This is a genomic window from Polynucleobacter sp. es-GGE-1 (assembly GCF_018882005.1).
Classification (GTDB): domain Bacteria; phylum Pseudomonadota; class Gammaproteobacteria; order Burkholderiales; family Burkholderiaceae; genus Polynucleobacter.
Map to the genome: position 1 here is coordinate 148,745 of NZ_JACVPE010000010.1, position 23,247 is coordinate 171,991.

The 23,247-nt window shown below is 45.8% G+C and carries 21 protein-coding genes; 7 read left to right on the plus strand and 14 right to left on the minus strand.

Translation table 11 applies throughout. The annotated features are described in order from the left end of the window. Window positions 1-27: 27 nt before the first annotated feature. Window positions 28-345 carry a DUF1840 domain-containing protein gene (locus ICN35_RS09620; RefSeq protein ID WP_216127130.1) on the plus strand — a complete coding sequence of 106 codons (318 nt, stop codon included), beginning with the start codon at window positions 28-30 and terminating at the stop codon, window positions 343-345. On the opposite strand, the gene metH is transcribed toward ICN35_RS09620, so the two are convergent. Beyond that, a complete protein-coding gene (metH, locus tag ICN35_RS09625) occupies window positions 342-3,092 on the minus strand; it encodes a methionine synthase (protein ID WP_216127133.1) in 2,751 nt (916 codons plus the stop codon). The two genes, ICN35_RS09620 and metH, sit on opposite strands and share 4 nt — an antisense overlap. Further along, on the minus strand, window positions 3,089-4,153 hold the full coding sequence (locus ICN35_RS09630; RefSeq protein ID WP_216127135.1) for a homocysteine S-methyltransferase family protein: 1,065 nt from the start codon (window positions 4,151-4,153) through the stop codon (window positions 3,089-3,091). The genes metH and ICN35_RS09630 overlap by 4 nt, the downstream gene beginning before the upstream one ends. Window positions 4,154-4,227: 74 nt before the next feature. Between ICN35_RS09630 and ICN35_RS09635 the strand changes: the two genes are divergently transcribed. Beyond that, a complete protein-coding gene (locus ICN35_RS09635) occupies window positions 4,228-4,689 on the plus strand; it encodes a PhaM family polyhydroxyalkanoate granule multifunctional regulatory protein (protein ID WP_215319216.1) in 462 nt (153 codons plus the stop codon). Here the strand turns inward: ICN35_RS09635 and ICN35_RS09640 are convergent. After that, window positions 4,589-5,686, minus strand: coding sequence for an MBL fold metallo-hydrolase (locus tag ICN35_RS09640; RefSeq protein ID WP_216127137.1), 1,098 nt, complete (start codon window positions 5,684-5,686; stop codon window positions 4,589-4,591). The genes ICN35_RS09635 and ICN35_RS09640 overlap by 101 nt on opposite strands. Before the next feature lie 41 nt (window positions 5,687-5,727). Here ICN35_RS09640 and ICN35_RS09645 point away from each other — a divergent pair, with 41 nt between their 5' ends. Beyond that, entirely contained in the window at window positions 5,728-5,904 is a 177-nt protein-coding gene (locus ICN35_RS09645; RefSeq protein WP_216127139.1) for a DUF1289 domain-containing protein, read from the plus strand. 24 nt (window positions 5,905-5,928) lie between these two features. Here the strand turns inward: ICN35_RS09645 and ICN35_RS09650 are convergent, their stop codons facing one another. Further along, on the minus strand, window positions 5,929-6,912 hold the full coding sequence (locus tag ICN35_RS09650) for an MDR family oxidoreductase (RefSeq protein ID WP_216127142.1): 984 nt from the start codon (window positions 6,910-6,912) through the stop codon (window positions 5,929-5,931). A gap of 87 nt (window positions 6,913-6,999) precedes the next feature. Between ICN35_RS09650 and ICN35_RS09655 the strand changes: the two genes are divergently transcribed. From ICN35_RS09655 to ICN35_RS09665, 3 genes are read left to right on the plus strand one after another with little or no spacing between them, the layout of a single operon-like run. After that, on the plus strand, window positions 7,000-7,287 hold the full coding sequence (locus tag ICN35_RS09655; protein WP_216127145.1) for a hypothetical protein: 288 nt from the start codon (window positions 7,000-7,002) through the stop codon (window positions 7,285-7,287). A gap of 7 nt (window positions 7,288-7,294) precedes the next feature. Then, window positions 7,295-7,795 (plus strand): flavin reductase family protein, encoded by a 501-nt coding sequence (locus ICN35_RS09660; protein ID WP_215295969.1) that lies wholly within the window; start codon window positions 7,295-7,297, stop codon window positions 7,793-7,795. Window positions 7,796-7,823: 28 nt separating this feature from the next. Next, window positions 7,824-8,489 (plus strand): glutathione S-transferase family protein, encoded by a 666-nt coding sequence (locus tag ICN35_RS09665; RefSeq protein WP_216127148.1) that lies wholly within the window; start codon window positions 7,824-7,826, stop codon window positions 8,487-8,489. 26 nt (window positions 8,490-8,515) lie between these two features. Here ICN35_RS09665 and ICN35_RS09670 read toward each other — a convergent pair whose 3' ends face one another. The 8 genes from ICN35_RS09670 to ICN35_RS09705 all read right to left on the minus strand — a co-directional run bounded on the left by ICN35_RS09670 (window position 8,516) and on the right by ICN35_RS09705 (window position 19,988). Next, window positions 8,516-11,551, minus strand: a complete 3,036-nt coding sequence (locus tag ICN35_RS09670) for an efflux RND transporter permease subunit (protein WP_216127151.1) — start codon at window positions 11,549-11,551, stop codon at window positions 8,516-8,518. 7 nt (window positions 11,552-11,558) lie between these two features. Further along, window positions 11,559-12,698, minus strand: a complete 1,140-nt coding sequence (locus tag ICN35_RS09675; protein ID WP_216127249.1) for an efflux RND transporter periplasmic adaptor subunit — start codon at window positions 12,696-12,698, stop codon at window positions 11,559-11,561. 169 nt (window positions 12,699-12,867) lie between these two features. Next, window positions 12,868-14,421 (minus strand): efflux transporter outer membrane subunit, encoded by a 1,554-nt coding sequence (locus tag ICN35_RS09680; RefSeq protein ID WP_255535793.1) that lies wholly within the window; start codon window positions 14,419-14,421, stop codon window positions 12,868-12,870. Between the two features lie 78 nt (window positions 14,422-14,499). Further along, window positions 14,500-16,332, minus strand: a complete 1,833-nt coding sequence (glmS, locus tag ICN35_RS09685) for a glutamine--fructose-6-phosphate transaminase (isomerizing) (protein ID WP_216127153.1) — start codon at window positions 16,330-16,332, stop codon at window positions 14,500-14,502. Then, window positions 16,332-17,828, minus strand: a complete 1,497-nt coding sequence (glmU, locus tag ICN35_RS09690) for a bifunctional UDP-N-acetylglucosamine diphosphorylase/glucosamine-1-phosphate N-acetyltransferase GlmU (protein ID WP_216127155.1) — start codon at window positions 17,826-17,828, stop codon at window positions 16,332-16,334. The genes glmS and glmU overlap by 1 nt, the downstream gene beginning before the upstream one ends. After that, window positions 17,825-18,733: a tRNA 2-thiocytidine(32) synthetase TtcA gene (gene ttcA / locus ICN35_RS09695; protein ID WP_216127157.1), complete on the minus strand. Its 909-nt coding sequence runs from the start codon at window positions 18,731-18,733 to the stop codon at window positions 17,825-17,827. The genes glmU and ttcA overlap by 4 nt, the downstream gene beginning before the upstream one ends. Before the next feature lie 26 nt (window positions 18,734-18,759). Then, window positions 18,760-19,155: a dihydroneopterin aldolase gene (locus tag ICN35_RS09700; protein WP_216127158.1), complete on the minus strand. Its 396-nt coding sequence runs from the start codon at window positions 19,153-19,155 to the stop codon at window positions 18,760-18,762. Between the two features lie 23 nt (window positions 19,156-19,178). Beyond that, on the minus strand, window positions 19,179-19,988 hold the full coding sequence (locus ICN35_RS09705) for an SDR family oxidoreductase (RefSeq protein ID WP_216127159.1): 810 nt from the start codon (window positions 19,986-19,988) through the stop codon (window positions 19,179-19,181). Window positions 19,989-20,025: 37 nt separating this feature from the next. Here ICN35_RS09705 and ICN35_RS09710 point away from each other — a divergent pair, with 37 nt between their 5' ends. After that, complete coding sequence (locus tag ICN35_RS09710) at window positions 20,026-21,201, plus strand: class I SAM-dependent methyltransferase (RefSeq protein ID WP_255535794.1); 1,176 nt, start codon at window positions 20,026-20,028, stop codon at window positions 21,199-21,201. A gap of 3 nt (window positions 21,202-21,204) precedes the next feature. On the opposite strand, the gene ICN35_RS09715 is transcribed toward ICN35_RS09710, so the two are convergent. After that, a complete protein-coding gene (locus ICN35_RS09715) occupies window positions 21,205-22,332 on the minus strand; it encodes a polynucleotide adenylyltransferase (RefSeq protein ID WP_216127162.1) in 1,128 nt (375 codons plus the stop codon). Further along, window positions 22,332-23,240: a complex I NDUFA9 subunit family protein gene (locus ICN35_RS09720; protein WP_216127163.1), complete on the minus strand. Its 909-nt coding sequence runs from the start codon at window positions 23,238-23,240 to the stop codon at window positions 22,332-22,334. The genes ICN35_RS09715 and ICN35_RS09720 overlap by 1 nt, the downstream gene beginning before the upstream one ends. Window positions 23,241-23,247: the final 7 nt, after the last annotated feature.

The window sequence follows — 23,247 nt, forward strand, 5'->3', positions numbered from 1 at the left end:
GAGTTTATCAGGTGGTAAGCTATCAAAATGATCTATCAATTTCGCTCCAAAGCGGGTCCGGACGTCATCATGCTGGCGGATCTGACTCAGCGAATTTTTGATATTTTGGGTCGGTCACTGGAACCCAGAGGGATCCTCACTAAAGAACAGCTCCCCACTCTCATTACAGCCTTGGAAACAGCCATCCTTCAAGACCTTGAAGAACGCTCTAAGGCAAATAATCCGGCTAATGAAAAAACTGAAAAGCCAAAGTTAGCAGACCGACTTGGCCAAAGGGCTTATCCTTTTTTAGAGCTCATGAAACAGGCAAAAGCCAAAAATGAGCCTGTGATGTGGGGCGTTTAATCTATCAGGCTAGCTAATTGACGGCGGACATCTTCGACAGACTGCCCTCGACGCTGAGCAAGATCCTCCACTTGATCGCTACTCATTTTTCCAACATTAAAGTATTGCGCATCTGGATGAGCCATATAAAAACCGCTCACACTAGAAGCTGGATTCATCGCCATTGACTCAGTCAGAGTCATGCCAATATCTTCAGAGCCAATCACTCTTAGCAAGTCCTGCTTTACTTCATGCGCTGGGCAAGCAGGATAACCTGGCGCTGGACGAATACCACGATATTCTTCATTGATCATCTGATCGTTGGTTAAAAGCTCATCTGTTGCATAGCCCCACAAATCAGTTCGCACGCGATGGTGCATTAGTTCTGCAAACGCTTCAGCCAAACGATCTGCTAGAGCCTTCAACATAATGGCACTGTAGTCATCATGCTTTACCTGAAACTCAGCAACTTTCTTTTCAACACCATGGCCAGTAGTCACTGCGAAGCAGCCAAGATAGTCAGCCACACCAGAATCTTTTGGCGCTACGTAATCTGCTAGACAACGATTAGGTCTGCGCGCACCATCGACCACTGGGCGTTCAGACTGTTGGCGCAAATTGTGCCAAACAAATAATGGATGTTGGCGAGCCTCATCGCTATATAAAACAATATCATCACCCACTGTATTGGCCGGGTAAAAAGCGACCACAGCATCAGCTTGAAGCCATTGACCCTTCACCAACTTATCCAACATAGCCTGAGCATCGGCATGCACTTTGCATGCCTCCACTCCAACTACCTCATCATCCAAAATAGCCGGAAATTTTCCTGCTAAATCCCAAGTTTGAAAGAATGGTGTCCAATCGATGTATTTAGCAATATCACTCAGTGCAAAGTTTTTAAAAACGCGGCGTCCAATAAACTTTGGCTTTTCTGGAACGTAGCTAGACCAATCAATCATCTCGCGATTTTTACGAGCAGCTTCTAAGGAAATGGTTGGGGCAGCCTTCTTGTTGGCATGTTGCTCACGAATACGGACATAATCATCGCGCAAGTCTTGAATAAACTTCTTAGCACTTTCATCAGAGAGCAAGCTTGAGGCAACCGATACCGAACGCGAGGCGTCTGGCACATAAACCACCGGGCCATCATAATGCGGAGCAATCTTCACGGCAGTATGAACACGAGAAGTAGTAGCGCCACCAATCATTAAAGGAATTTGACGCTCACGGAAATAATCATCGCGCTGCATCTCTTGCGCAACATAAGTCATCTCTTCAAGTGATGGCGTAATTAGTCCTGATAAGCCAACAATGTCAGCATTTTCTTCTTTGGCACGCTTCAGAATTTCTGCACAGGGTACCATCACACCCATATTAGCCACTTCAAAGTTATTACATTGCAGAACTACTGTCACAATATTTTTACCAATATCATGGACGTCACCTTTAACGGTAGCCATCACGATCTTGCCCTTAGCTTTCGCTTCGCCACCAGCAGCAATGTGCTGACGCTTTTCTTCTTCAATGTAAGGAATCAGAATGGCAACCGCTTGTTTCATCACACGTGCGCTCTTTACGACCTGGGGCAAGAACATTTTGCCGGCGCCGAATAAATCGCCAACTACGTTCATACCATCCATCAGAGGGCCTTCAATAACCTCAATTGGCCTACCGCCAGCACCCATTATTTCGGCACGCAGCTCTTCGGTATCTTCTTCGATAAATGTGGTGATGCCATGAACCAAAGCATGCGTTAAACGATCGCGCACTAGGTTATCGCGCCAGACCAAGTTCTCAATCTGCTTAGTGCCATCGCCTTTGAATTGATCGGCAATAGCCAGCAATCTCTCAGTTGGCGTTTGGCTATCTTTATCTTTAAAGCGGTTTAGCACGACATCTTCAACGCGCTCACGCAACTCAGGATCTAAATCTGCATAGACACCTAATTGCCCAGCATTGACGATGCCCATATCCATACCCGCTTGGATAGCGTGATACAGAAATACCGTATGAATAGCCTCGCGTACGCGATCATTGCCGCGGAAAGAGAAGCTCACATTCGAAACGCCACCACTGACCTTGGCACCCGGCAGATTTTCTTTAATCCAGCGAGTAGCGTTAATAAAATCGACTGCGTAGTTATCGTGCTCTTCAATGCCCGTGGCAATCGCAAAGATATTAGGATCAAAAATAATATCTTCGGCTGGAAAGCCAATTTCATTGACTAAGATACTGTAGCAGCGCTGACAAATCTCGGTCTTGCGCTTAAAAGTATCGGCTTGACCGACTTCATCAAACGCCATCACTACCGAAGCAGCACCATAGCGACGGATCAAGCGAGCTTGTTTACGAAAAGATTCTTCACCTTCTTTTAAGGAAATCGAGTTCACAATCGGCTTGCCTTGAATACACTTCAAGCCAGCCTCAATCACACTCCACTTAGAAGAATCGATCATGATGGGCACGCGAGCAATGTCAGGCTCGGAGGCAATCAGATTTAAGAAGCGCGTCATCGCCGCTTCTGAATCCAACATGGCCTCATCCATATTGATATCAATGACTTGAGCACCGCTTTCAACTTGCTGGCGAGCCACTACTAGCGCCTCATCAAATTGATTATTCAAAATCATCCGAGAAAATGCTTTAGATCCGGTTACGTTAGTACGCTCACCAATATTCATAAAACCGACAGCAGAAGTTACATTGAAGGGCTCGAGGCCAGAAAGCTTCATCGCTGGTATTGTTTGTTTATCTATCTTACTCATGCTGATTCCTCTGCATTTTCACGATAGAACGCACGCGGTTTACGCTTCGCAACGGCATTAGCAATTGCCCGAATGTGCTCGGGTGTAGTACCACAGCAACCACCGACCAAATTCACTAAGCCATCTTTTGCAAAACCATCCACTAGACCTGATGTGATATCAGGCGTCTCATCAAAGCCCGTGTCGCTCATTGGATTTGGTAGACCTGCATTGGGGTAGCAAGACACTGCTGTATCGCAGATACGTGAAAGCTCTGCGATATAAGGGCGCATTAATGCAGCACCGAGAGCACAGTTCAATCCAAATGTTAGTGGCTTGATGTGGCGCAAACTATTCCAGAACGCTTCAACTGTTTGACCAGAGAGAATGCGACCAGAGGCATCAGTGACCGTTCCAGAAATCATCACTGGCAACCGCTCACCCGTCTCTTCAAAAAATTCATCCAGCGCAAACAGGGCCGCTTTTGCATTCAGAGTATCGAATATAGTTTCAACTAAGAATAAATCGACCCCGCCTGCAAATAGACCTTCGATCTGTTCACGGTAGGAGGCACGTAAAGCATCAAAGGTCACATTACGTGCGCCTGGGTCATTCACATCTGGAGAGATGCTGGCTGTCTTTGGAGTAGGTCCAATTGCCCCTGCGGCAAAACGTGGCTTTTCAGGTGTACTGTATTTTTCACAAGCAGCGCGCGCAAGCCTTGCAGAGACTTCATTCATCTCCCGTGCCAAACCTGCCATTTTGTAATCTTCTTGCGCTACTGAAGTTGCACCAAATGTATTCGTTTCAATAATGTCTGCGCCAGCATCCAAATATTGCTCATGGATCTTGCTAATAATTTGTGGCTGAGTTAGCACTAAGAGTTCATTGTTACCCTTAATATCGCCTGGATGATCCGCAAAACGGGTATTAGTAGGCAACCCACGGTAATCTGCTTCACTGAGCTTGTACTGCTGAATCATGGTTCCCATTGCACCATCCAATATCAGGATGCGCTGCTTCAGCAGATCAGGAAGTGCCTGACCACGGGTATAAGGCTGGGACAAACCATTAAATTGCATTGCTTAACCGGGATTAATCTCTAGAATCCCTTATTCTATTGGAAAAGCCACTTTTTATTTATCCCGGAGCCTCTATGTTTGGAACCATTCCAGAATTTAATCAAAGCCTAGAAATGTTTAAAACCATGTGGGGTCAAGGTGCAGCAGGTCAAGCTGGGCAATTTCCCTTTACTACTGATGCCTCAAAGGCTGCCGGGGGGATTGGATCCGCTTTTCCAGGCATGGATATTGATGAGCTCGAGAAGCGCATTAAAGACCTGAAAAGCGTCGAGAATTGGCTCAACCTTAACTTGAATATTCTGAAGTCAACCATTCAAGGTCTCGAGGTACAACACGCCACGATGATGGCCTTGAAGTCTTTTGGGGATGCCGTATCCGCAGCCGGGGCTGCAGCCACGACGCCTCGTGAAGAGCCTGAGACTAAAAAAACCAGTGCTAAACCGAAAGCGAAACCGCGGAAAACCTCAACACGCCGTCCTCGCAAAGCTGGCGATCCAACTTTCCTCGACGAAGTAGGTAATTCAGATGCGCAATAGCCTCGCCCATTGCAAATGTGAGTTGATGAATATCTAATTCACGCTTAAATAAAACTGGCACTATCTCACAAGCAGTTGCTGGTTTTTGACAGGCACCAAGCGCCTCTGCTAGACGCTCATCATGATGAGCATTGAGTTGTGCAATCCGAGGCTTCATGCCGGTAAACGGTTTGCCATGCGAGGGAAGCACCAAAGTTTCATTAGGCAAGGGCAAATATTTTTCTAGGGATTGCAAGTAAAGCCCTAGTGGATCAGCATCCGGGTCAGCATCATAAACACTGACATTAGTAGAGATGCGAGGTAACAACATATCGCCAGAAATTAATAAGCCAAGTGCTTTACAAAAAAGCGATGCGTGCTCCGGTGCGTGCCCGTAACCCATGATGACCTGCCAAGAATGACCACCGATCAAAATCAATTCGCCATCGAGGATACGGCGATATTGACGAGGCACGCCAGGAACCATATTACTGTAGTAATTTGAGCGCGCCCGAATTTTTTCTAGATCTTCTAGAGCAGTTAAACCATGCCTCTGAAAATGATCTGCTGAGCCGCCCCCACCAGCGCGTGCACCAATAGCAGCGCCACCTTCTTTGCAACTTAACCACTGCGCCGTTAAATAGTCCGTCATGGAAATCCATAGGGGCACCTTCCACTTTTCGCACAGCCATTGTGACAAGCCAACATGGTCGGGATGCATGTGAGTCACGAGGACCCTTAGCACCGGCAGACCTTCTAATTGACTTGCAAAAATTTGCTCCCACGAGGCTTTAGTTTCATCATTTGCAATGCCACAATCTATGATGGTCCAACCGGCAATGCCATCAATTTCATCTCGTAATAACCACAGATTGATATGGTCCAATGCGAATGGCAGGCGCATTCTAAGCCAGCGCACTCCAGGCGCTACCTCAATAGACTCACCTGTCTGTGGAAGCCGATCACCTAAGGGATAATGGAGTACGCTTTCTGCAGCAGTTTGTTTTTGAGTGCTCATGAATTTATTTTTTCGTTTTTTCTAATACATCTAGACTTACTTTGACTACAGTACCATCACCTTGTATCAACTGGTGCGACATGAATCCTGAAAATGGGTATTGTCGAGGTTGCTATCGCACACTTACTGAAATCGCAGATTGGTCAGAACTTTCAAATGCAGAGAAACTCAAGGTTTGGTCACAACTAGAAAATCGCAAACCTCAAGCTGCTCAATAGTTCAATAAACGCTTTTTAAAAAGTTTACTTATTGACGTCCACAATCAAACGTCCACGCACATTGCCCGCCATCAACTCTTGAGCATACTGAAGTGATTCGCCTAAAGTAATTTCATGAGAAATTTCATCAAGCGTTTTCAAATCCACTAACTTACTAAGTTGCTCATAAGCCGCAATTCGTTTTTCACGGGGGACGGTAACGCTATTCACGCCATACAAAGTGACGCCACGCAAAATAAATGGCGCAACACTGGATGGAAAATCCATGCCTTGCGCAAGACCACAGGCAGCGACTGCGCCATTACTCTTCGTCTGTGCACAGGCGTTAGCCAAAGTATGACTGCCAACGCTATCTAATACCGCCGCCCAACGTTCTTTAGCTAAAGGTTTTCCTGGTGCAGACAAAGTTGCACGATCAATCACTTCAGTAGCACCTAGTTTTTTCAAATAATCCGCTTCGGCTATTCGACCTGTACTAGCAACGACCGTGAAACCCAGCTTACTCAACAAGTGGACGGCAAAACTACCTACACCACCTGCAGCGCCCGTTACCAATACCTCGCCATCACTTGGTTTGAGACCATGCTTTTGCAAAGCCATGACACACAGCATTGCGGTATACCCAGCAGTACCAATTGCTAAAGCTTGTTTGGCGGTAAAGCCTTTAGGTAAAGGAATCAGCCAATCAGCCTTTACCCTAGCCTGCTGAGCCAATCCACCCCAATGCCCCTCACCAACCCCCCAGCCATTCAAAAGCACCATGTCACCAGTCTTAAAGTCAGAGCTAGAGCTTTCTATCACTTCGCCAGCAAAATCGATCCCCGGAACCATTGGAAAACTGCGCACTACTGGGCTTTTGCCAGTAATCGCTAAACCATCCTTGTAATTGAGGGTGGAATATAAGACCCTTACCCGTACATCGCCCTCGGGGAGATTAGCCTCATCTGCCTGGCCCAATTCGGCTCGATAACCCTGATCATCCTTATTAATCAATATTGCTTTAAACATGTCTCTTCCTTTTCAAACGAGGCAATTCCCCACAGCTTTTGCTTAATAGGTTTATCCTAACGAGCATTGCTAATTATGGAGGCTTCCATGAAAAAAATTCTACTATTAACCGCGATTTCTGGTTTGATGCTCTCTGGGTGCTACTCTACCCAAATCAATATGTCTATGGGCAATATGCGCCTCATTACCTCTAGTGCGAACCCACAAGGCGTGATGGATTTTGCGACTAAGACTTGTAAGAGCGATTTTTATGAAGGTGCCAGCTTCTTATCCAAGGCTGGCAAGGAATATCGTTTTAAATGCGTGAAGGCGGAAGAAAATGAAGTATTGATTCCCATTCCAGGAACTACTATCGCCCCAGCAGAGACAAAGTAAGTCGTTGATGACCCCGTTTACCTCACAAGAGCTTCGCAAAGGTTTTGCCTCTTTTGCGACTGGGGTTACCGTCATTACCTGTATTGATGAGAATCAACATTCTCACGGCATCACGATTAGCTCTTTCAATACAGTATCTCTAGAGCCGCCCTTAATTTTGTGGAGTCTCAAGAAACACTCGCGCCTCATGCCCTGGGTGGAAGTTGGCAAGAAGCACCTCATTCATGTCCTAGAGCGGTCACAAGAAAACTTGGCGATGCACTTTGCAACTGTAAAAGTAGATCAGTTTGCTGGGCTTGATCATAAAATTGCCGCTAGTGGTCTTACTCAGATCGATCATTGCGTCGCATATTACGAGTGCGAAACAGTCTCAGTCCACGTCGGTGGGGATCACAACATCATTGTTGCCAAAGTCATTCAATTAAAAAATCATCCTGAAAAAGAGCCGCTCATTTTCGCGCGCAGCAAATTTGTTGGTCTTGATTTTTCTGAGATCAAAACTAGCTAACACTAATTAATACTTCTAAGGAAATGCCATGATGCGTTTATGGGGTCGCAAAAGTTCCATCAATGTTCAAAAAGTATTGTGGTGTCTAGCTGAGTTGGGACTCAAAGAAGGGTCTGATTTTGAAAGAATTGATGCAGGGCTTCAATTTGGCATCGTTCGCTCACCAGAATTCTTAAAGCTGAATCCTAATGGACTTGTGCCAACACTAGAAGATGGCGATCTCGTGCTATGGGAATCGAATACCATCATGCGCTACCTGGCCGCGCAGTACGATAAAAATAAACGCTTTCCATCAGACGTGAAGTCTCAGTTTGGTTCTGAAAAATGGATGGACTGGCAGGTCGGCACTCTTTGGCCAGTTTTACGTCCCACCTTTCTAGGTCTCACTAGAGTTCCGGAAGCGGAGCGTGATCACGCGGCTATTCAAAAAGCGTACCAAGATACCAACCAATTATTTGCTTTGCTTGATCAAACTCTGGAGTCACAAGCCTACTGCTCCGGCAAGCAATTTCATATCGGTGATATTGTGCTGGCCTTATGTGTGCATCGCTGGATATTGCTTAATGAGACCTTCCCTAAGCAAACTGGATTGCGCACTGATCTCAAAAACATTGGACGCTGGGTAAAACAACTTCAAGCAGAAACTCACTTTCAAGAGTTTGCAGAGAAAGAACTCAATATCATTAGTAAGTGATATTGAGTTAGCTTAGCTTTCTACCTTTATCCCTGCTTAAATTTCTTCTCGTGGTGATCTGCACCCATGAAAAGATACATTGCGGGTACGACAAATAAAGTGAACAAGGTACCAATCGATAGGCCAGTAAAGATCACAATCCCCATTGATTGACGTCCTGCGGCACCAGCACCAGAAGCTATTACTAGCGGCACCACTCCCAAAACCATCGCGGCAGTCGTCATCAAGATCGGCCTTAAGCGCACGCTACTCGCCTCTACAATCGCATCTAGCTTGCTTCGTCCTGCCTCTTGCAATTCATTAGCAAACTCTACAATCAAGATACCGTGCTTGCTGATTAAACCCATCAGCGTAACTAATCCGACCTGTGTATAAACATTCAAAGTTGTGAATCCGAGGTTAATAAAGATGAGAGCCCCAAAGAGTGCTAGCGGCACAGAAACGAGAATGACAATCGGATCACGGAAGCTTTCAAACTGCGCGGCAAGCACCAAGAACACGATCAAAATCGCAAAGAACATGGTGACTAGAAATCCGCCAGACTCCGCCATAAATTGACGAGAAGGACCTGCGTAGTCCATGGCATAACCATTTGGCGCAACCTCTTTTAAAGTTTGACGCATGTACTCCAATAGATCCGCCTGAGAAATAAAGGGCGTGCTCACACCAAAGATCGTTGCCGAATTTAATTGCTGAAAGTGATTAATCGATTGGGGAACCACTTTTTGTTTAATACTTGCAATCGTGCGCGCCTGAATCATGGCGCCACTCGGTGTACGAATGTAGTAATCCAAAATCTGGTCGGGATTCAAGCGATCAACTTGTTTCACCTGTGGAATCACTTTATAAGAGCGGCCTGCAACGGAGAAGTAGTTAACATAACCACCACCCAAGGCTGCAGATAATGCTGCGCCGACTTGCTGCTGTGTCATTCCCAAGGCAGCCACCTTTTCGCGATCAATCACTAATACGTCTTGTGGCTTGTCGATCTTTAGATCAGTATCCACAAAGAAGAAATTACCGCTACGGCGCGCTTTATCTAAAACCGCTTGCGCTACATCATTCAACTGCTCATAAGACTCTGTTGTGTTGATAACGACTTGCACTGGCAAGCCTTGAGCCCCCGGTAATGCTGGGAACTGAAATGCGGCTACGCGCGCGCCAGCAATCGTATTCCACTTTTGCTGCATGTCTTGTTGGAACTTCGTTGCATTACGACTGCGCTCACTCCAATCTTTTAACAAAATTCCACCAAAGCTAGAGGTTGGACTGGTGATCTGAAACGCTTGCTCATATTCTGGTTCAGCAGCAGCAATTGCATAAATTTGATCTGCATAGGTTTGCATTTGATTCACGGTAGCGTTCGGGGGACCAGATGCCTGCATCAAAACAATGCCTTGGTCTTCGGTAGGAGCGAGCTCTGCGCGAGCGGTGGCATATAAGTAAGCAACACCACCCAACAAAATGGCGCCCATCACAACAATGACCTGCCAAGTACTCAACAAATCACGCAAAGTAGTCTGGTAACTGTGATGTACCTTATCAAAAATCTGATCAATCTTTTTAACGAATGAAGATGCCTCTTGCTCCTCAGTAAAGATGCGCGAGCACATCATCGGGGATAAAGTCAAAGCAATTAAACCTGATACCGCAACCGCGCTGGCCAGCGTAAAAGCAAATTCAGTAAAGAGCGCGCCTGTGAGACCACCTTGGAAACCAATCGGAATATAGACCGCAATTAAGACAACAGTCATCGCTAAAATAGGACTGCCTAGTTCGCGAGCAGCAATCAGAGAGGCTTCTAAGGGCGACTTACCCTCTTTCATATGCCTATCAACGTTTTCTACGACGATGATGGCGTCATCAACCACTAAGCCGATTGCGAGCACTAGGGCGAGAAGGGTTAGCAAGTTAATCGAATAGCCCAGAACTTGCATCAAAAAGAAAGTGCCAATCAAAGAGAGTGGCATTGCAATCACTGGCACTGCAACAGCGCGCACGCTACCTAAGAAGAGATAAATCACCAAAGTCACAATGATCAAGGCTTCAAGCAAGGTCGTAACTACTTCATCAATCGAGCTAGTAATAAATTTAGTAGAGTCATAAACAATATTGCCATTCATGCCAATGGGTAATTGCTTTTGGATATTAGGGACGGAGTCTCTTACGCGTTGTGCAACATCTAGTAAGTTGGCCTGCGGTGCGACTTTAATTGCAATAAAGACCGACTGCTTGCCACTGAACGCCACATTCGTGTTGTAGTCCTCAGATCCCAAAGATACATTGGCGACCTGATCTAAATAGACAATATTGATGCCATCTTTTTTAACAACTAACTTGCGAAACTCATCTAGGGTATGAAGATCAGTCCCAGCAACTAAGTCAACAGAGACCATATCGCCCTTAGTGCTGCCCACTGCTGACAAATAGTTATTGGCAGACATCGCGCTATAAACGTCATCTGCGCCTATTCCTAGACCGGCCATCTTTTCACGATCTAGCCAAGCGCGTAAAGCAAACTTTCTACCGCCAGTAATTTCGGCATTCTGTACACCCTCGATGGAATCTAACTTTGGTTTAACTACGCGCAACAAGTAATCTGTGATCGCATTATTCGGTAACTGATCACTATAAAAGCCCATGTACATTGCCGCGATAGATTGACCTACCTGCACCGTGAGAACAGGCTGTTGTGCCTGCGGGGGTAATTGATTTTTGACTGCGCTAATTTGCGTCTGAATCTGTGTCAATGCTGCATTAGAGTTGTAGTTCAACTTTAAGGTAGCAACAATAGTAGATACACCACTAACACTAGTTGAAGATAAGTAATCAATTCCTTGGGCTTGTGCTATGGATGCCTCAAGGGGCTGCGTTATAAACCCAGCAATCGTTTCAGGATCTGCACCGTAATAGGCAGTGGTGATGGTAACAATGGCATTTTGTGTTTGAGGATATTGATTAACTGGGAGAGACCCGATCGCCTTCAAACCAAATGCCAATACGAGCGCACTCACCACCAGCGAGAGTACTGGCCTGCGAATGAATATGTCCGTCCAATTCATCGACTACTTATTCCTGAGGTCTAGGATCAGGTGAATTTGCAGGTTGCACCTTATTGTTGATCATTAATGGCGTGCCATTCTTTAGCTTCAGCTGACCACTCGTTACAACGGTATCGCCCTCATTAATGCCTTTGAGAATAGCCACCTGATCGCCACGAGTACTACCGGTAGTCACAAATACTTGTTGTGCCTCTAAAGTGGGCTTACCTTTTTTATCTTTCTTACCAGTATCTTTAGCAATGAAGACTGTTGAACCATATGGGTTATAAGTCACAGCAGTTTGTGGCAGCGTTAGCAACTTCACTTGGTTGCCAAGCTTAATATTCACATTCGCAAACATTCCTGGAAGCACTTTCTTGTCCGGATTAGCAATCTGCGCCTCAATTTGAATATTGCGGGTATTGGTATCCACCTTCGGGCTCACGGCCGTAATCTTGCCAGTAAAGCTTGCATCCTTAAATGCATCCGTAGTAACCACTACATCTTGGCCAACTTGAATCTGTTCAGCATTGCTTTGTGGCAATGTGAAGTCCACAAAAATAGGATCTAAAGTCTGCAGCGTGAACAACTTATCACCAGAATTAACGTACTGACCTGGATTAATAGAAACAATACCGACCCGCCCGCTAAACGGCGCTTTCAGATTTTTCTTGGCTACTAAGGCTGCTTGCGCTTCTACTTGTGCCTGCTTAGATTTTGCGTCAGCCTTGCTGCTATCAAATACGTTTTTACTAATCGCCTGAATCACTAACTGTTGCGCATCCCGCTCATTAATCACCTTGGCGAGATCTGCCATCGCTTTTAGGGAGTTCAACTGCGCCACATCTGAAGCATCATTGAGCTTAATCAATAGCTCGCCTTCTTTGACATCTTGACCAGACTTAATCGGTACTGTCTGCACCAAACCACCGATCTCAGTGCTCAACTCTACACCCCTGAAGGCGCGCACATTACCTACGCTACTCAACTGAGGCTGCCATTCAGAGCTTCCTACTACCATCGTCGACACGGTTGCTGGTGGCAAACCCATTCCCGAGATGAAGTACTTAATCATGAAAGTCTTCAATTGATTGAAGGTAAAAATCAAGCCCAGCAATAAGAAAACGGCACACAACATGATCGTCATACGACGTTGAAGTGGCTCCATCGCCATGAGCTTGGCATACGCTTTAGTGCCGCGCCACTTAACTCCCATGCGCGCATAGAAAGCTTTGGCTTTTTCCCAAAGTGCGATAGCCTTATCACGTAATTTCCATTGCTCAGCTTTGAGTTTCATCCAAGCCCATACGGCAAGGATGGCGGTAATCAACTTGCTTTTAATTGTTTCCAGAAGTTTCATTTTGATCTTTATTCGCTATGGCTTTTGGTTTGAAAGCGGGGCCTTCGCGATTCCACCAGCCCCCGCCTAATGCTGTAAATAATGCTGCTGTATCAGAAAATCTCGTTGCTTGTGCAGCCACCGATTTCACTTTTGCCTGTTGATACTGGTTTTGATAATAGAGTACCGCTAGGTAACTAGCTGTTCCTAATTTATATTGTTGCTGCACAAGGTCCAATGTTTCATAGGCATAGCGCTCGGCGTCAGATGCTGCTTTCAGTCCTTGCGCACCCGTCTCAAGTGCGCGTAATGCATTGGCAACCTCTTGAAATGCGCTTAATACTGTTGCCTGATACTGAAAAGCTGCCTGCTCGTAATTCGCAATCGCCCCACGACGCTGCGCTAATAGCTGTCCACCTTGAAACAGAGGCTGCAAAATACCGCCACCGATAGACCATAAGGCCGAATTAGGCCCAAATAAAGCTGCTGAAGTTAACGCAGCAGAACCAATGGAACCCGTAATATTAAATTGAGGCAATAAATTTGCCGTAGCAACCCCTACAAATGCGTTCTGTGCCTTTAGCTGAGCCTCAGCTGCCCGCACATCAGGACGTTGACGCACTAAGCTCGATGGTACCGAAAGAGGTAATTTTTCTGGTAGGTGCAATTTGCTGAGATTGAACTGAGTAATAGCGGCATTGCTAGGTAGCTCGCCCACCAATACCGCTAACTGGTTACGTGCAAACGCTAAATTTCTTTCGTAATTAAAAAGATCCACCTGAGAAGTTGAAACTAAAGTTCGCTGTGAAGTGACGTCTACTTTAGATACTGTGCCAATGGCTAATTGTTTTTCAGTCACTTCCGCAAGATTGGTTTGCGCTTTCAAAATTTCTTCCGTAGCTTGTAGTTGCGCACGGAGTGCTGCTTCTTTCACAGCGCTAGTAACAACGTTCGCCGTCAAAGAGAGATAGGCGCCTTCAAGTTGATACTGCGCAACTTCTGCTTGAGCTCTTGCGCCCTCAACCGCACGGCGGGCGCCACCAAACACATCCAGTTTGTAGCTCACGTTTACCGAGGTGTTGTAGAGGTTGTAAGTGTCTGAGCCATAAGGAATGCCGTAGATTGCTGAAGGCTGAAGCTGCCGTGTAGCAGCACCGCCAACACTTACCGCCGGAAAATATTGCCCACCAATTTGAGCGTTGACATTTTCTTGGGCAGCGCGCAATGCTGCATCAGCTGCGCCTAAATTCGGATTTTGCTGTAAAGCTTTTTTAATCAAAGCATCTAATTCAGGGGACTTGTATAACTCCCACCACTGTGCCTCTATGTCAGCACCTTCGACAAACTCTTGCTCAGTGCCACCAGGAACGCCAGGAGCAGTAGTGAGTTTTTTAGATAAGGGGCCTTCGGTATACGAAGATGTTTTGGGTGCTTCTGGTTGCTTAAAATCTGGCCCAACTGCACACGCAGAAATTACGCCTGTCCAAATCAGTGCAAGTAAACGCAAGCTTGAGAATGGGGGTACTTTCGACAGAAACATGAATTGCAACAAATATCCTCTTTTACAAGAGTTATTTGAACACAAAAATGGCATCAGGACTTCCTAAAGTCCTGATTTATCTGCTTAAATTTATTCGACTGTCACACTCTTTGCTAAGTTTCTAGGCTTATCAACATCAGTGCCGCGAGCACACGCAGTGTGATACGCCAACAACTGCAGTGGGACCACATGTAGGATGGGCGAAAGATTGCCATAGTGTTCAGGCAAGCGAATCACATGAATACCATCGCTGTTAACGATCTCAGTATCTTGATCGGCAAATACATATAACTTTCCACCACGCGCCTTCACTTCTTGCATATTGGACTTCAACTTCTCTAGCAAGTCATCTTTAGGAGCAACCGTAACGACTGGCATCTTGTCGGTCACTAATGCCAGCGGCCCATGCTTTAGCTCACCTGCAGGATAGGCTTCTGCATGTATATAGGAAATCTCTTTTAACTTCAATGCGCCTTCCAGTGCGATTGGATAATGCATGCCACGACCTAAGAAGAGCGCATTCTCGCATTTAGAAAAAACATCGCTCCAAGCAATGATTTGTGGCTCAAGTGCTAGCGCTGCATGCAACGCTTTTGGTAAATGGCGTAATTCACGGAGAAGCTCTTTCTCTTTTTCTGCAGAAACTTTTCCAGCACGCTTAGCAATCGAAATCGCCAAAAGATAGAGCGCTAGCAATTGCGTGGTGAATGCTTTAGTAGATGCAACACCAATTTCAGCACCTGCTTTGGTTAAGAAATGCCAGTTGGTTTCACGAACCATCGCACTACTCGCAACGTTGCAGATAGCCAAAGCATATGGATGGCCAAGAGCCTTGGCATGGCGCAAGGCTGCCAAGGTATCGGCCGTCTCGCCTGATTGTGAGACCACCACAATTAAAGTCTTCGGATTAGGTACTGTTGTCCGATAGCGATATTCACTCGCGATTTCTACTTGAGTAGGAATACCGGCAAGATCCTCCAACCAATACTTAGCAACGCACGCAGAGTAATAACTCGTGCCGCAAGCCAGAATTAAAATCTGGTCAAAAGCTTTCCAATCATCAGCGTTCGCACCAAATAACTCTGGACCAAATGAAGCAATGTTGGCAAGAGTATCCCCAATCGCTCTTGGTTGCTCAAAGATTTCTTTTTGCATGTAATGCTGATAAGGGCCCAGGTCTACAGAGTCTGCTTGTGCCGGCATTGGCTTGCGATCACGCTCCACAGATTCACCTGCCTGATTAATCACTGCAACGCTATCTGCCTTGAGAACAGCGACATCACCCTCTTCTAAATACATCATCGAATGAGTGCGACCAGCTAATGCTAGGGCATCGGATGCAAGAAAATTTTCCTGATCGCCAAGCGCCACCACTAAAGGCGAGCCTACACGTGCCCCAACCAAAGTTGCGGGGCTGTCTTGTGCGATCACCCCGATTGCATAAGCACCATGCAGCTTAGGTACTACCGCTCTAACCGATTGTGCAATATCCTTTTGGCCAGCACTCACATATTGCTGATGAATCAAATGGGCAATCACTTCGGTGTCAGTCTCAGAAGTAAAGACATAGCCGCCCGTTTTTAATTCTGTGCGCAGCGCTTCGTAGTTTTCAATAATGCCGTTGTGGACAACTGCAATCAAACCATTTGAAATATGAGGATGTGCATTTTGTGTATCCGGCTTACCGTGGGTTGCCCAGCGTGTATGAGCGATACCTAGGGTGCCACGAAAGTCTTTGCCTTGTTCAGCCAGCTCAGAAACACGTGCGGTGGTGCGCGCTCTTTCAATGGGGTGCTTAGCATCATCACCATTGATTACTGCAAAACCACAAGAGTCATACCCGCGATACTCAAGACGACGCAAACCCTCAACCAAAACATCAACAATATTTTTGTGAGATGCCGCCCCAACAATACCGCACATTATTTTTTACCCTTTACAGCTTTCTTTGCTACTTTTTTTACTACTTTCTTCACAGTCTTTTTGACCGCAACTTTTTTTGTCGCCAGTGTTTTCTCTTTCTTTGTGGGGCGCTGCCATGGCAAAGAAATTTGTTTTGCTCTTGAGATCGTCAATTGATTGGCAGGCGCATCTTTAGTCAAGGTGGTGCCAGCGCCTAATGTAGCGCCGCGTCCAACTCTCACCGGGGCAACCAACTGAGTATCTGAGCCAATGAAGGCATCGTCTTCAATAATGGTCTGGTGCTTATTTACTCCATCGTAATTACAAGTAATCGTGCCAGCACCAATATTGACTCTTGAGCCCACAATAGAATCACCAATATAAGCCAAGTGATTGGCTTTGCTATTAGCTGCAATTTTGCTGTTCTTCACTTCGACAAAATTACCGATGTGAACATCATTCGATAAATCTGCACCAGGTCGTAAGCGAGCATATGGCCCAATCACTGATTGATTGCCAACCTTTGCGCCATCTAAATGACTATAAGGATGAACAACAACATCTTTACCAATCACGCTGTTACGAATCACGCAATATGGGCCAATCTTTGTGCCCGATGCCAATGTAACGCAACCCTCAAATACACAACCGACATCGATAGAAACATCATTACCGCACTCTAAGGTCCCGCGCACATCGATACGCGCTGGGTCAGCAAGAGATACGCCGGCATCCATTAATTGATTGGCAATATTAAGTTGATGAATTCGCTCTAAAGCGGCTAGTTGATCACGACTATTCACACCCACAGTTTCAAACTCGGCATCAGCTTGCGTAGTTCGAATGGGCACACCATCCTTAACAGCCATTGCGATGACATCCGTTAAATAGTATTCGCCCTGAGCATTGCTTGCACTCAATGCTTTGAGCCATTTATTCAGAGCATTGGTTGGCAATACCATAATGCCGGTATTAATTTCATGAATGGTTTTTTGAGCGGATGTTGCATCCTTCTCTTCAACAATCTCTTTAACAGAGCCATCGGTATCGCGCACAATGCGCCCATAGCCTGTTGGATTATTTAAATTCTGAGTAAGAAGTGCTAACGCAGAATCTTTGCCACGTACACCATCAGCTAGCTTAGTCAATTTACTTAAAGTCTTTTGGGTTGTCAGCGGCACATCGCCGTACAAAACTAAAGTGGGTTCTTGTAAATCAAGCTTAGGCAGTGCCTGCAGCAGTGCATGCCCAGTACCCTTTTGTTGGGCCTGCATAGCGGTGCTCACGCTACTAAATCTGGAATCTTCCTTAGCGGCACTGAATAGGAATTCTTTGACATCTGCAGCGCCATGCCCCACAACCACAATCGGTCCATTTTTAGAGGACTTTGCTTGCAGAGATAAAGCGGTATTAAGCACATGCTGTAGAAGGGGCTTACCTGCCAGAGTTTGCAGGACCTTGGGCAAGGCAGATTTCATCCGCTTTCCTTGCCCAGCAGCCAATATGACGATATTCATAAAGGGGGATTATAAGTCCCCTGAATCAGGGCTCCACATGCCAATTCGTCTAAATCTGCCTCATCAATTGCCTTGTCGCCTGAGGACCTCGCAGCAATTCCAGTCAACTCAGTAGTAATCTCCAGACCCTGAAAATCAAAAGCTTCCCCATCCATCAGGTGGGAAGGCACGATATGGTGCATTGAGCGGAATAGATTCTCTACACGACCAGGATGCTTCTTTTCCCAATCGCGGAGCATTTCTTTCATCACCTGGCGCTGCAGATTAGGCTGACTGCCGCACAAATCACAGGGAATGATCGGGAAGTTCATATCACCCGCATAGCGTTCCAACAATTTTTCTGGAACATAAGCTAGGGGTCGAATCACAATATGCTTGCCATCGTCTGAGCGCAACTTAGGCGGCATTCCTTTGAGCTTGCCCGCATAGAACATATTGAGCATCAGGGTTTCTAGAATGTCGTCGCGATGATGACCTAAGGCAATCTTGGTTGCGCCCAACTCATCGGCAACACGATACAAAATACCGCGACGCAAACGAGAACACAAACCACAGGTCGTTTTACCTTCAGGGATAACGCGCTTGACGATACTGTAGGTATCTTGCTCTTCAATGTGAAATGGAATGCCTAAACTCTTAAGATAATTAGGCAAGGTCTCCGCAGGAAAATTAGGCTGCTTCTGATCTAAGTTCACTGCAACGATTTCAAAATGGATAGGTGCACGCTCACGAAGCTTCATCAAAACATCCAGCATGGCATAGCTATCTTTGCCCCCAGATACACACACCATCACCTTATCGCCATCTTCGATCATGCCAAAGTCACCAATGGCTTGACCCACCAAGCGGCAGAGTTTTTTCTCTAGCTTGTTTTCTTCGAAGACAACTTTACGAATATCGCCCATGACAATTGAATTCTTTTCTAATTTCTCTATGCTGATTTAATCCGAAACACCTCAACCCCTACTGAATGGCAGTCCGGGTAAACGTCGGGCTTAGCAGTACTGACGCACGCAGCCAGGACCTTGGGGTGCAATAACATCGAGGTCACGATGTCATCACAAAAGGTTTCTTGCAGATGGATATGGCCCTTGGAGGCTCGCGCCTTAATGGTCTCACGCATGAAGTCATAATCTACCACTTCATCCAATTGATCATTTGTTGGTGTATTCATATCCAGTGGAATATACAAATCGATATTTAAAATCACGCGTTGCTCTGCCTTCTTTTCAAAATCATGGACGCCGATATTGATATAAATCTCGTAGTCCCGCAAAAATAAACGGCGGCAATCAGCGAGGGCAGGATGAGAAAGAATGGCGTGCATAGATAGTTACTTTATAGAAATACTTAATTCGTTTTAAACATCACATCACGTGATGAAGATAGTAGATGTTGTCCACCATCTACATAGAGAGTCGTTCCAGTAATTGCGCTTGATTCGGCCAAAAATACAGCAGCCTTAGCAATGTCAGAGGGTGTAGATGATTTACCTAGTGGTGTCATTTGATGGGCTTTAGAGAAACCACTATCAGTTTGATCGCCAGAAGGCAAAGAAATGCCTGGGGCCAATCCCACCACCCTTAAGTGCGGAGCAAAATCCATTGCCAACACTTCGACAGAAGTTGCCAACGCTGCTTTTGATAAGGTGTACGACAAATAATCAGGATTGAGATTAATCAGCTTTTGATCCAGCAATTGAATGGCGGAAGGTACAGCATCTGATTGATCCCCATTGATTTTCTGAAACTCAAACATCAACTGGGACAGCAGAATTGGCGCAGTTAGATTGACTTGCATGTGCTCCTGCAGACTCTGAGAAGTCAGTGGCACATTGGAGTTAGCGCGATCGTATTCAAAAATTGATGCGTTGTTTACTAGGCAATGCAGATTCGTAAATTGTTTACTCACTTGAGAAAAAAGATTTTTAACAGCTTGCTCATCAGCCAAATCAGCCTGAAAGGCTACTGACTTCACACCAAGGCTCTGAATTTGAGCTACGGTTTCTTGAGCTTCTCTTTCAGATCGCCCATAATGAACGGCCACATCCCAGCCTTGGCGGGCGAACTGCATAGCAATTTCTTGACCTAGGCGCTTGGCGGCGCCGGTCACTAAAACGGCTTTTCGTTGCTCGGAAGGGGTGTTTGAACTCGGGTTCAATTAAATTCTCTTAGACTAGCGAGCTATGGATATTACCTTGACCAGCCTCGAAATGGAGCACAGTGAGCTTCTGAAGGCCAAAATAGCCTCTGAGATCGCCTCCCAAGGTGCTTGGATTCCCTTTTCCCGCTATATGGAGATGGCTCTGTATGAGCCTGGAATGGGCTATTACAGCGCTGGCGCGCACAAGTTGGGTTCTGGTGGGGACTTCACCACGGCACCAGAACTAAGCCCGCTATTTGGTGCAGCCATTTGCACTACGCTCATTCCAGTTCTTGAAGGACTTAAAGCCCAAGGTCTACAAACCCAAATTTTGGAATTCGGGGCTGGCACCGGTAAATTAGCTGCCTCCATTCTGACTCGCTTACAAGATCTTGATTTCGCATTAGACCGTTATGACATCGTAGAGATCTCTCCCGACTTAGCGCAACGTCAACAAGATTTCATCGGCAAAACTATTAAACAACTCCATAGTCAAACTCAATGCGATTGGCTTAGCGAACTACCTCAAGATTTCAAGGGCATCATTTTGGCAAACGAGGTGATCGATGCCATTCCGTGCGATGCCATCATTTATCAAAATGGGTTTTGGTATTGGCATGGCGTTACTGTTGAAAATAATAATTTCACTTGGAAAAGAGGTTCACCTGTTGAGCAGGATTTGCTCCCAGAGACTTTATTAAGTGGGAATTTTTCAGAGGGCTACGTCACTGAATTGCATGCCCCCGCAAATGCATGGATGCATCAAGTTACACAGCAACTTCACAGCGGTTTGTTCCTAACTTTTGATTACGGCTTTCCAGAAGGTGAGTATTACCATCCACAAAGACTGGAGGGCACTTTAATGGCCCACCATCGTCATCATGCTATTCAAGACCCTTTTCATCTTCCAGGTCTATGTGATCTCACAACACACGTGGAGTGGTCACAAATTGCTCGCAGCGCTCTCGCAGAAAATGCCGACGATGTATTCCTCACAAACCAAGCTGCTTATCTCTTAGATGCAGGCATTGGTGACATTGCTTTGGCGATTGGCGACCCTAATAATCCAGCAACGTTTTTACCAATTTCTAACTCATTACAGAAATTGTTATCCGAAGCAGAAATGGGTGAGCTATTTAAAGTCTTTGCTTTCACTAAAAACTTAGAGCAGTTATTGCCAGGCTACACGCTAGAGGATCTGCCTGGATTACACGGCAGAAATAGACTCTAAAACTTAAGTCTGGAGTGCTGAAGTAATTGCCGCTAATCTTGCAAGCTCAAATGCGCTACCGATTCGCTCACCATTAGATCGATCTTCTGCTGCGACACCAGCAATAATTTCGGCAGTATTAAGTGCTTGAGCGTTCCGCATTGCCTTGATCAAGGCGGCAACATTCAACCCTATCTTTGCAGCAAGATTTAATAATTGTTGTCCGCGATCAGGCTTGCGCCAAACATCGGCACGATTCAGCCAAGCTAAGACATCCACCGTCTGAAAACGGCTATGGTATTTATCAATGAATGTAATGAGCTCACTAAAGATTTCACTAAAATCACGAACCTCAATAGGCATCCGAACACATTCTGCCCACGAACGAATCTCGCTGGCAGGCACATTCATTAAGGCAATTGCGCAACGATCATCTAATGCATCTCCAATCGAATCAAAATGGGCAATCAACTGTTCACGAAATTTTTCTTGAGCCAGTTGCACGTTTAATGTTGGTGAAAGAATCGTTTTAGCAGCGCCCGTGTTTAACAATACTTGGAACATATGCATTGGCTTGCTCGCAACCAAACCTCTAGCGAGTTCTTGCCAGATCCGCTCTGCGGATAAAGCATTTAATTCGCCGGCCTGAACGATGGCTTTTAATGAGAGCATCGTTTCATCTGCCACACTAAATTCTGGAAAGCGTGCGGCAAAACGAGCGATACGCAATAAACGCAATGGATCTTCTGCAAAAGCATCTGATACATGCCGAAAGACTTTTGCTGCTAAATCTTTTTGTCCGCCATAAAGATCCAAAATAGGTCCGCATAGATTTCCATCACCATCGACTTCTTGGGCCATGGCATTAATCGTTAAATCACGACGCTGCAGATCTTGCTCTAAAGTGACTGAAGGGTTCGCATAAAAATGGAAGCCTTTATAGCCTTTGCCCGTCTTACGTTCAGTGCGCGCTAAAGCATATTCAGCTTGAGTCTTGGGATGCAAAAAAACGGGGAAATCTTTTCCAACTGGTCGAAAGCCATTCGCAATCATTTCCTCAACGCTGGAGCCCACTACTACGTAGTCAATATCATGGACTGGTAAACCCATGAGGGTATCTCGAATGGCACCGCCAACGGCGTAAATCTTCATTACTGCATACCCTCTAGGGTGCGGCGGCTCATTTTGAACACTTCAGTCAAAGCATCTCTACCGTTCACAGGCAAAGTATTGGGCAACTGCATAGAAGCAATGTTGTCGCGTGACATCAAGGTTGGCACAGGCAAAAACTCAAAGGCTAAAGCCTGGAGATATCCCACAAAAGCCGGCACGGGAATAATGGCACAAGAAGTCTTGGCTTTGCGTGCAGCAAACTCCACAATCTCTTTCATCGTATAAACCGTAGGGCCTACTAAATCATAAGACTGATGAATGGTTTGTGGCATCGCTAAAGATTTTACAAATGCAATTGCGACATCATCCACGCTCACTGGCTGAAACTTTGCTTGATGGTTTGCCAAAGGCATTGCTGGAAACAATTTGGCAAGCTTAGCAAATAAATTAATGAATTGATCTTGCGCGCCGAAAATAACTGAGGGTCTAAAAATAGTCCAATCTACATTACTGGTCTTAACCGCCGCCTCTCCATCGCCCTTACTCCGTTGATACATAGAAGGTCCATTGGAGTCGGCACCAAGCGCACTCATGTGCAGATAGCGCTTTAGCCCATGGAGTTGCATCGCAGTAATAATATTTTTTGGTAAATCTACGTGTGCAGCTTTAAATACTTTCCCATAAGGCTGAGCCGGTTTATCGTGCAATACGCCAACTAAGTTGATGACTGCGCCATTGGGTTTTATACGAGCACACAATGACTGCAATTCATCAAACTCATGAATGTCAGCATCTTCAATGTGTATCTTCGGTAGCATACGTAACTCACGCCCAGCCGCAGGATGACTAGACGGAATTAATACTGAATAGCCCGCAACTTGAAGTTGTGCAGCCAACACACGGCCCACAAATCCATTACCACCAATGAGTAAAATATCGTATTGCATAGAGCCT

What these genes read in the sequence shown, in the direction of transcription:
- ICN35_RS09620 (WP_216127130.1), top strand. Translation starts at nt 28, where the DNA reads ATGATCTATCAATTTCGCTCCAAAGCGGGTCCGGACGTCATCATGCTG.
- metH (WP_216127133.1), bottom strand. Translation starts at nt 3,092, where the DNA reads ATGAGTAAGATAGATAAACAAACAATACCAGCGATGAAGCTTTCTGGC.
- ICN35_RS09630 (WP_216127135.1), bottom strand. Translation starts at nt 4,153, where the DNA reads ATGCAATTTAATGGTTTGTCCCAGCCTTATACCCGTGGTCAGGCACTT.
- ICN35_RS09635 (WP_215319216.1), top strand. Translation starts at nt 4,228, where the DNA reads ATGTTTGGAACCATTCCAGAATTTAATCAAAGCCTAGAAATGTTTAAA.
- ICN35_RS09640 (WP_216127137.1), bottom strand. Translation starts at nt 5,686, where the DNA reads ATGAGCACTCAAAAACAAACTGCTGCAGAAAGCGTACTCCATTATCCC.
- ICN35_RS09650 (WP_216127142.1), bottom strand. Translation starts at nt 6,912, where the DNA reads ATGTTTAAAGCAATATTGATTAATAAGGATGATCAGGGTTATCGAGCC.
- ICN35_RS09655 (WP_216127145.1), top strand. Translation starts at nt 7,000, where the DNA reads ATGAAAAAAATTCTACTATTAACCGCGATTTCTGGTTTGATGCTCTCT.
- ICN35_RS09660 (WP_215295969.1), top strand. Translation starts at nt 7,295, where the DNA reads ATGACCCCGTTTACCTCACAAGAGCTTCGCAAAGGTTTTGCCTCTTTT.
- ICN35_RS09665 (WP_216127148.1), top strand. Translation starts at nt 7,824, where the DNA reads ATGATGCGTTTATGGGGTCGCAAAAGTTCCATCAATGTTCAAAAAGTA.
- ICN35_RS09670 (WP_216127151.1), bottom strand. Translation starts at nt 11,551, where the DNA reads ATGAATTGGACGGACATATTCATTCGCAGGCCAGTACTCTCGCTGGTG.
- ICN35_RS09675 (WP_216127249.1), bottom strand. Translation starts at nt 12,698, where the DNA reads ATGGAGCCACTTCAACGTCGTATGACGATCATGTTGTGTGCCGTTTTC.
- glmS (WP_216127153.1), bottom strand. Translation starts at nt 16,332, where the DNA reads ATGTGCGGTATTGTTGGGGCGGCATCTCACAAAAATATTGTTGATGTT.
- glmU (WP_216127155.1), bottom strand. Translation starts at nt 17,828, where the DNA reads ATGAATATCGTCATATTGGCTGCTGGGCAAGGAAAGCGGATGAAATCT.
- ttcA (WP_216127157.1), bottom strand. Translation starts at nt 18,733, where the DNA reads ATGGGCGATATTCGTAAAGTTGTCTTCGAAGAAAACAAGCTAGAGAAA.
- ICN35_RS09700 (WP_216127158.1), bottom strand. Translation starts at nt 19,155, where the DNA reads ATGCACGCCATTCTTTCTCATCCTGCCCTCGCTGATTGCCGCCGTTTA.
- ICN35_RS09715 (WP_216127162.1), bottom strand. Translation starts at nt 22,332, where the DNA reads ATGAAGATTTACGCCGTTGGCGGTGCCATTCGAGATACCCTCATGGGT.
- ICN35_RS09720 (WP_216127163.1), bottom strand. Translation starts at nt 23,240, where the DNA reads ATGCAATACGATATTTTACTCATTGGTGGTAATGGATTTGTGGGCCGT.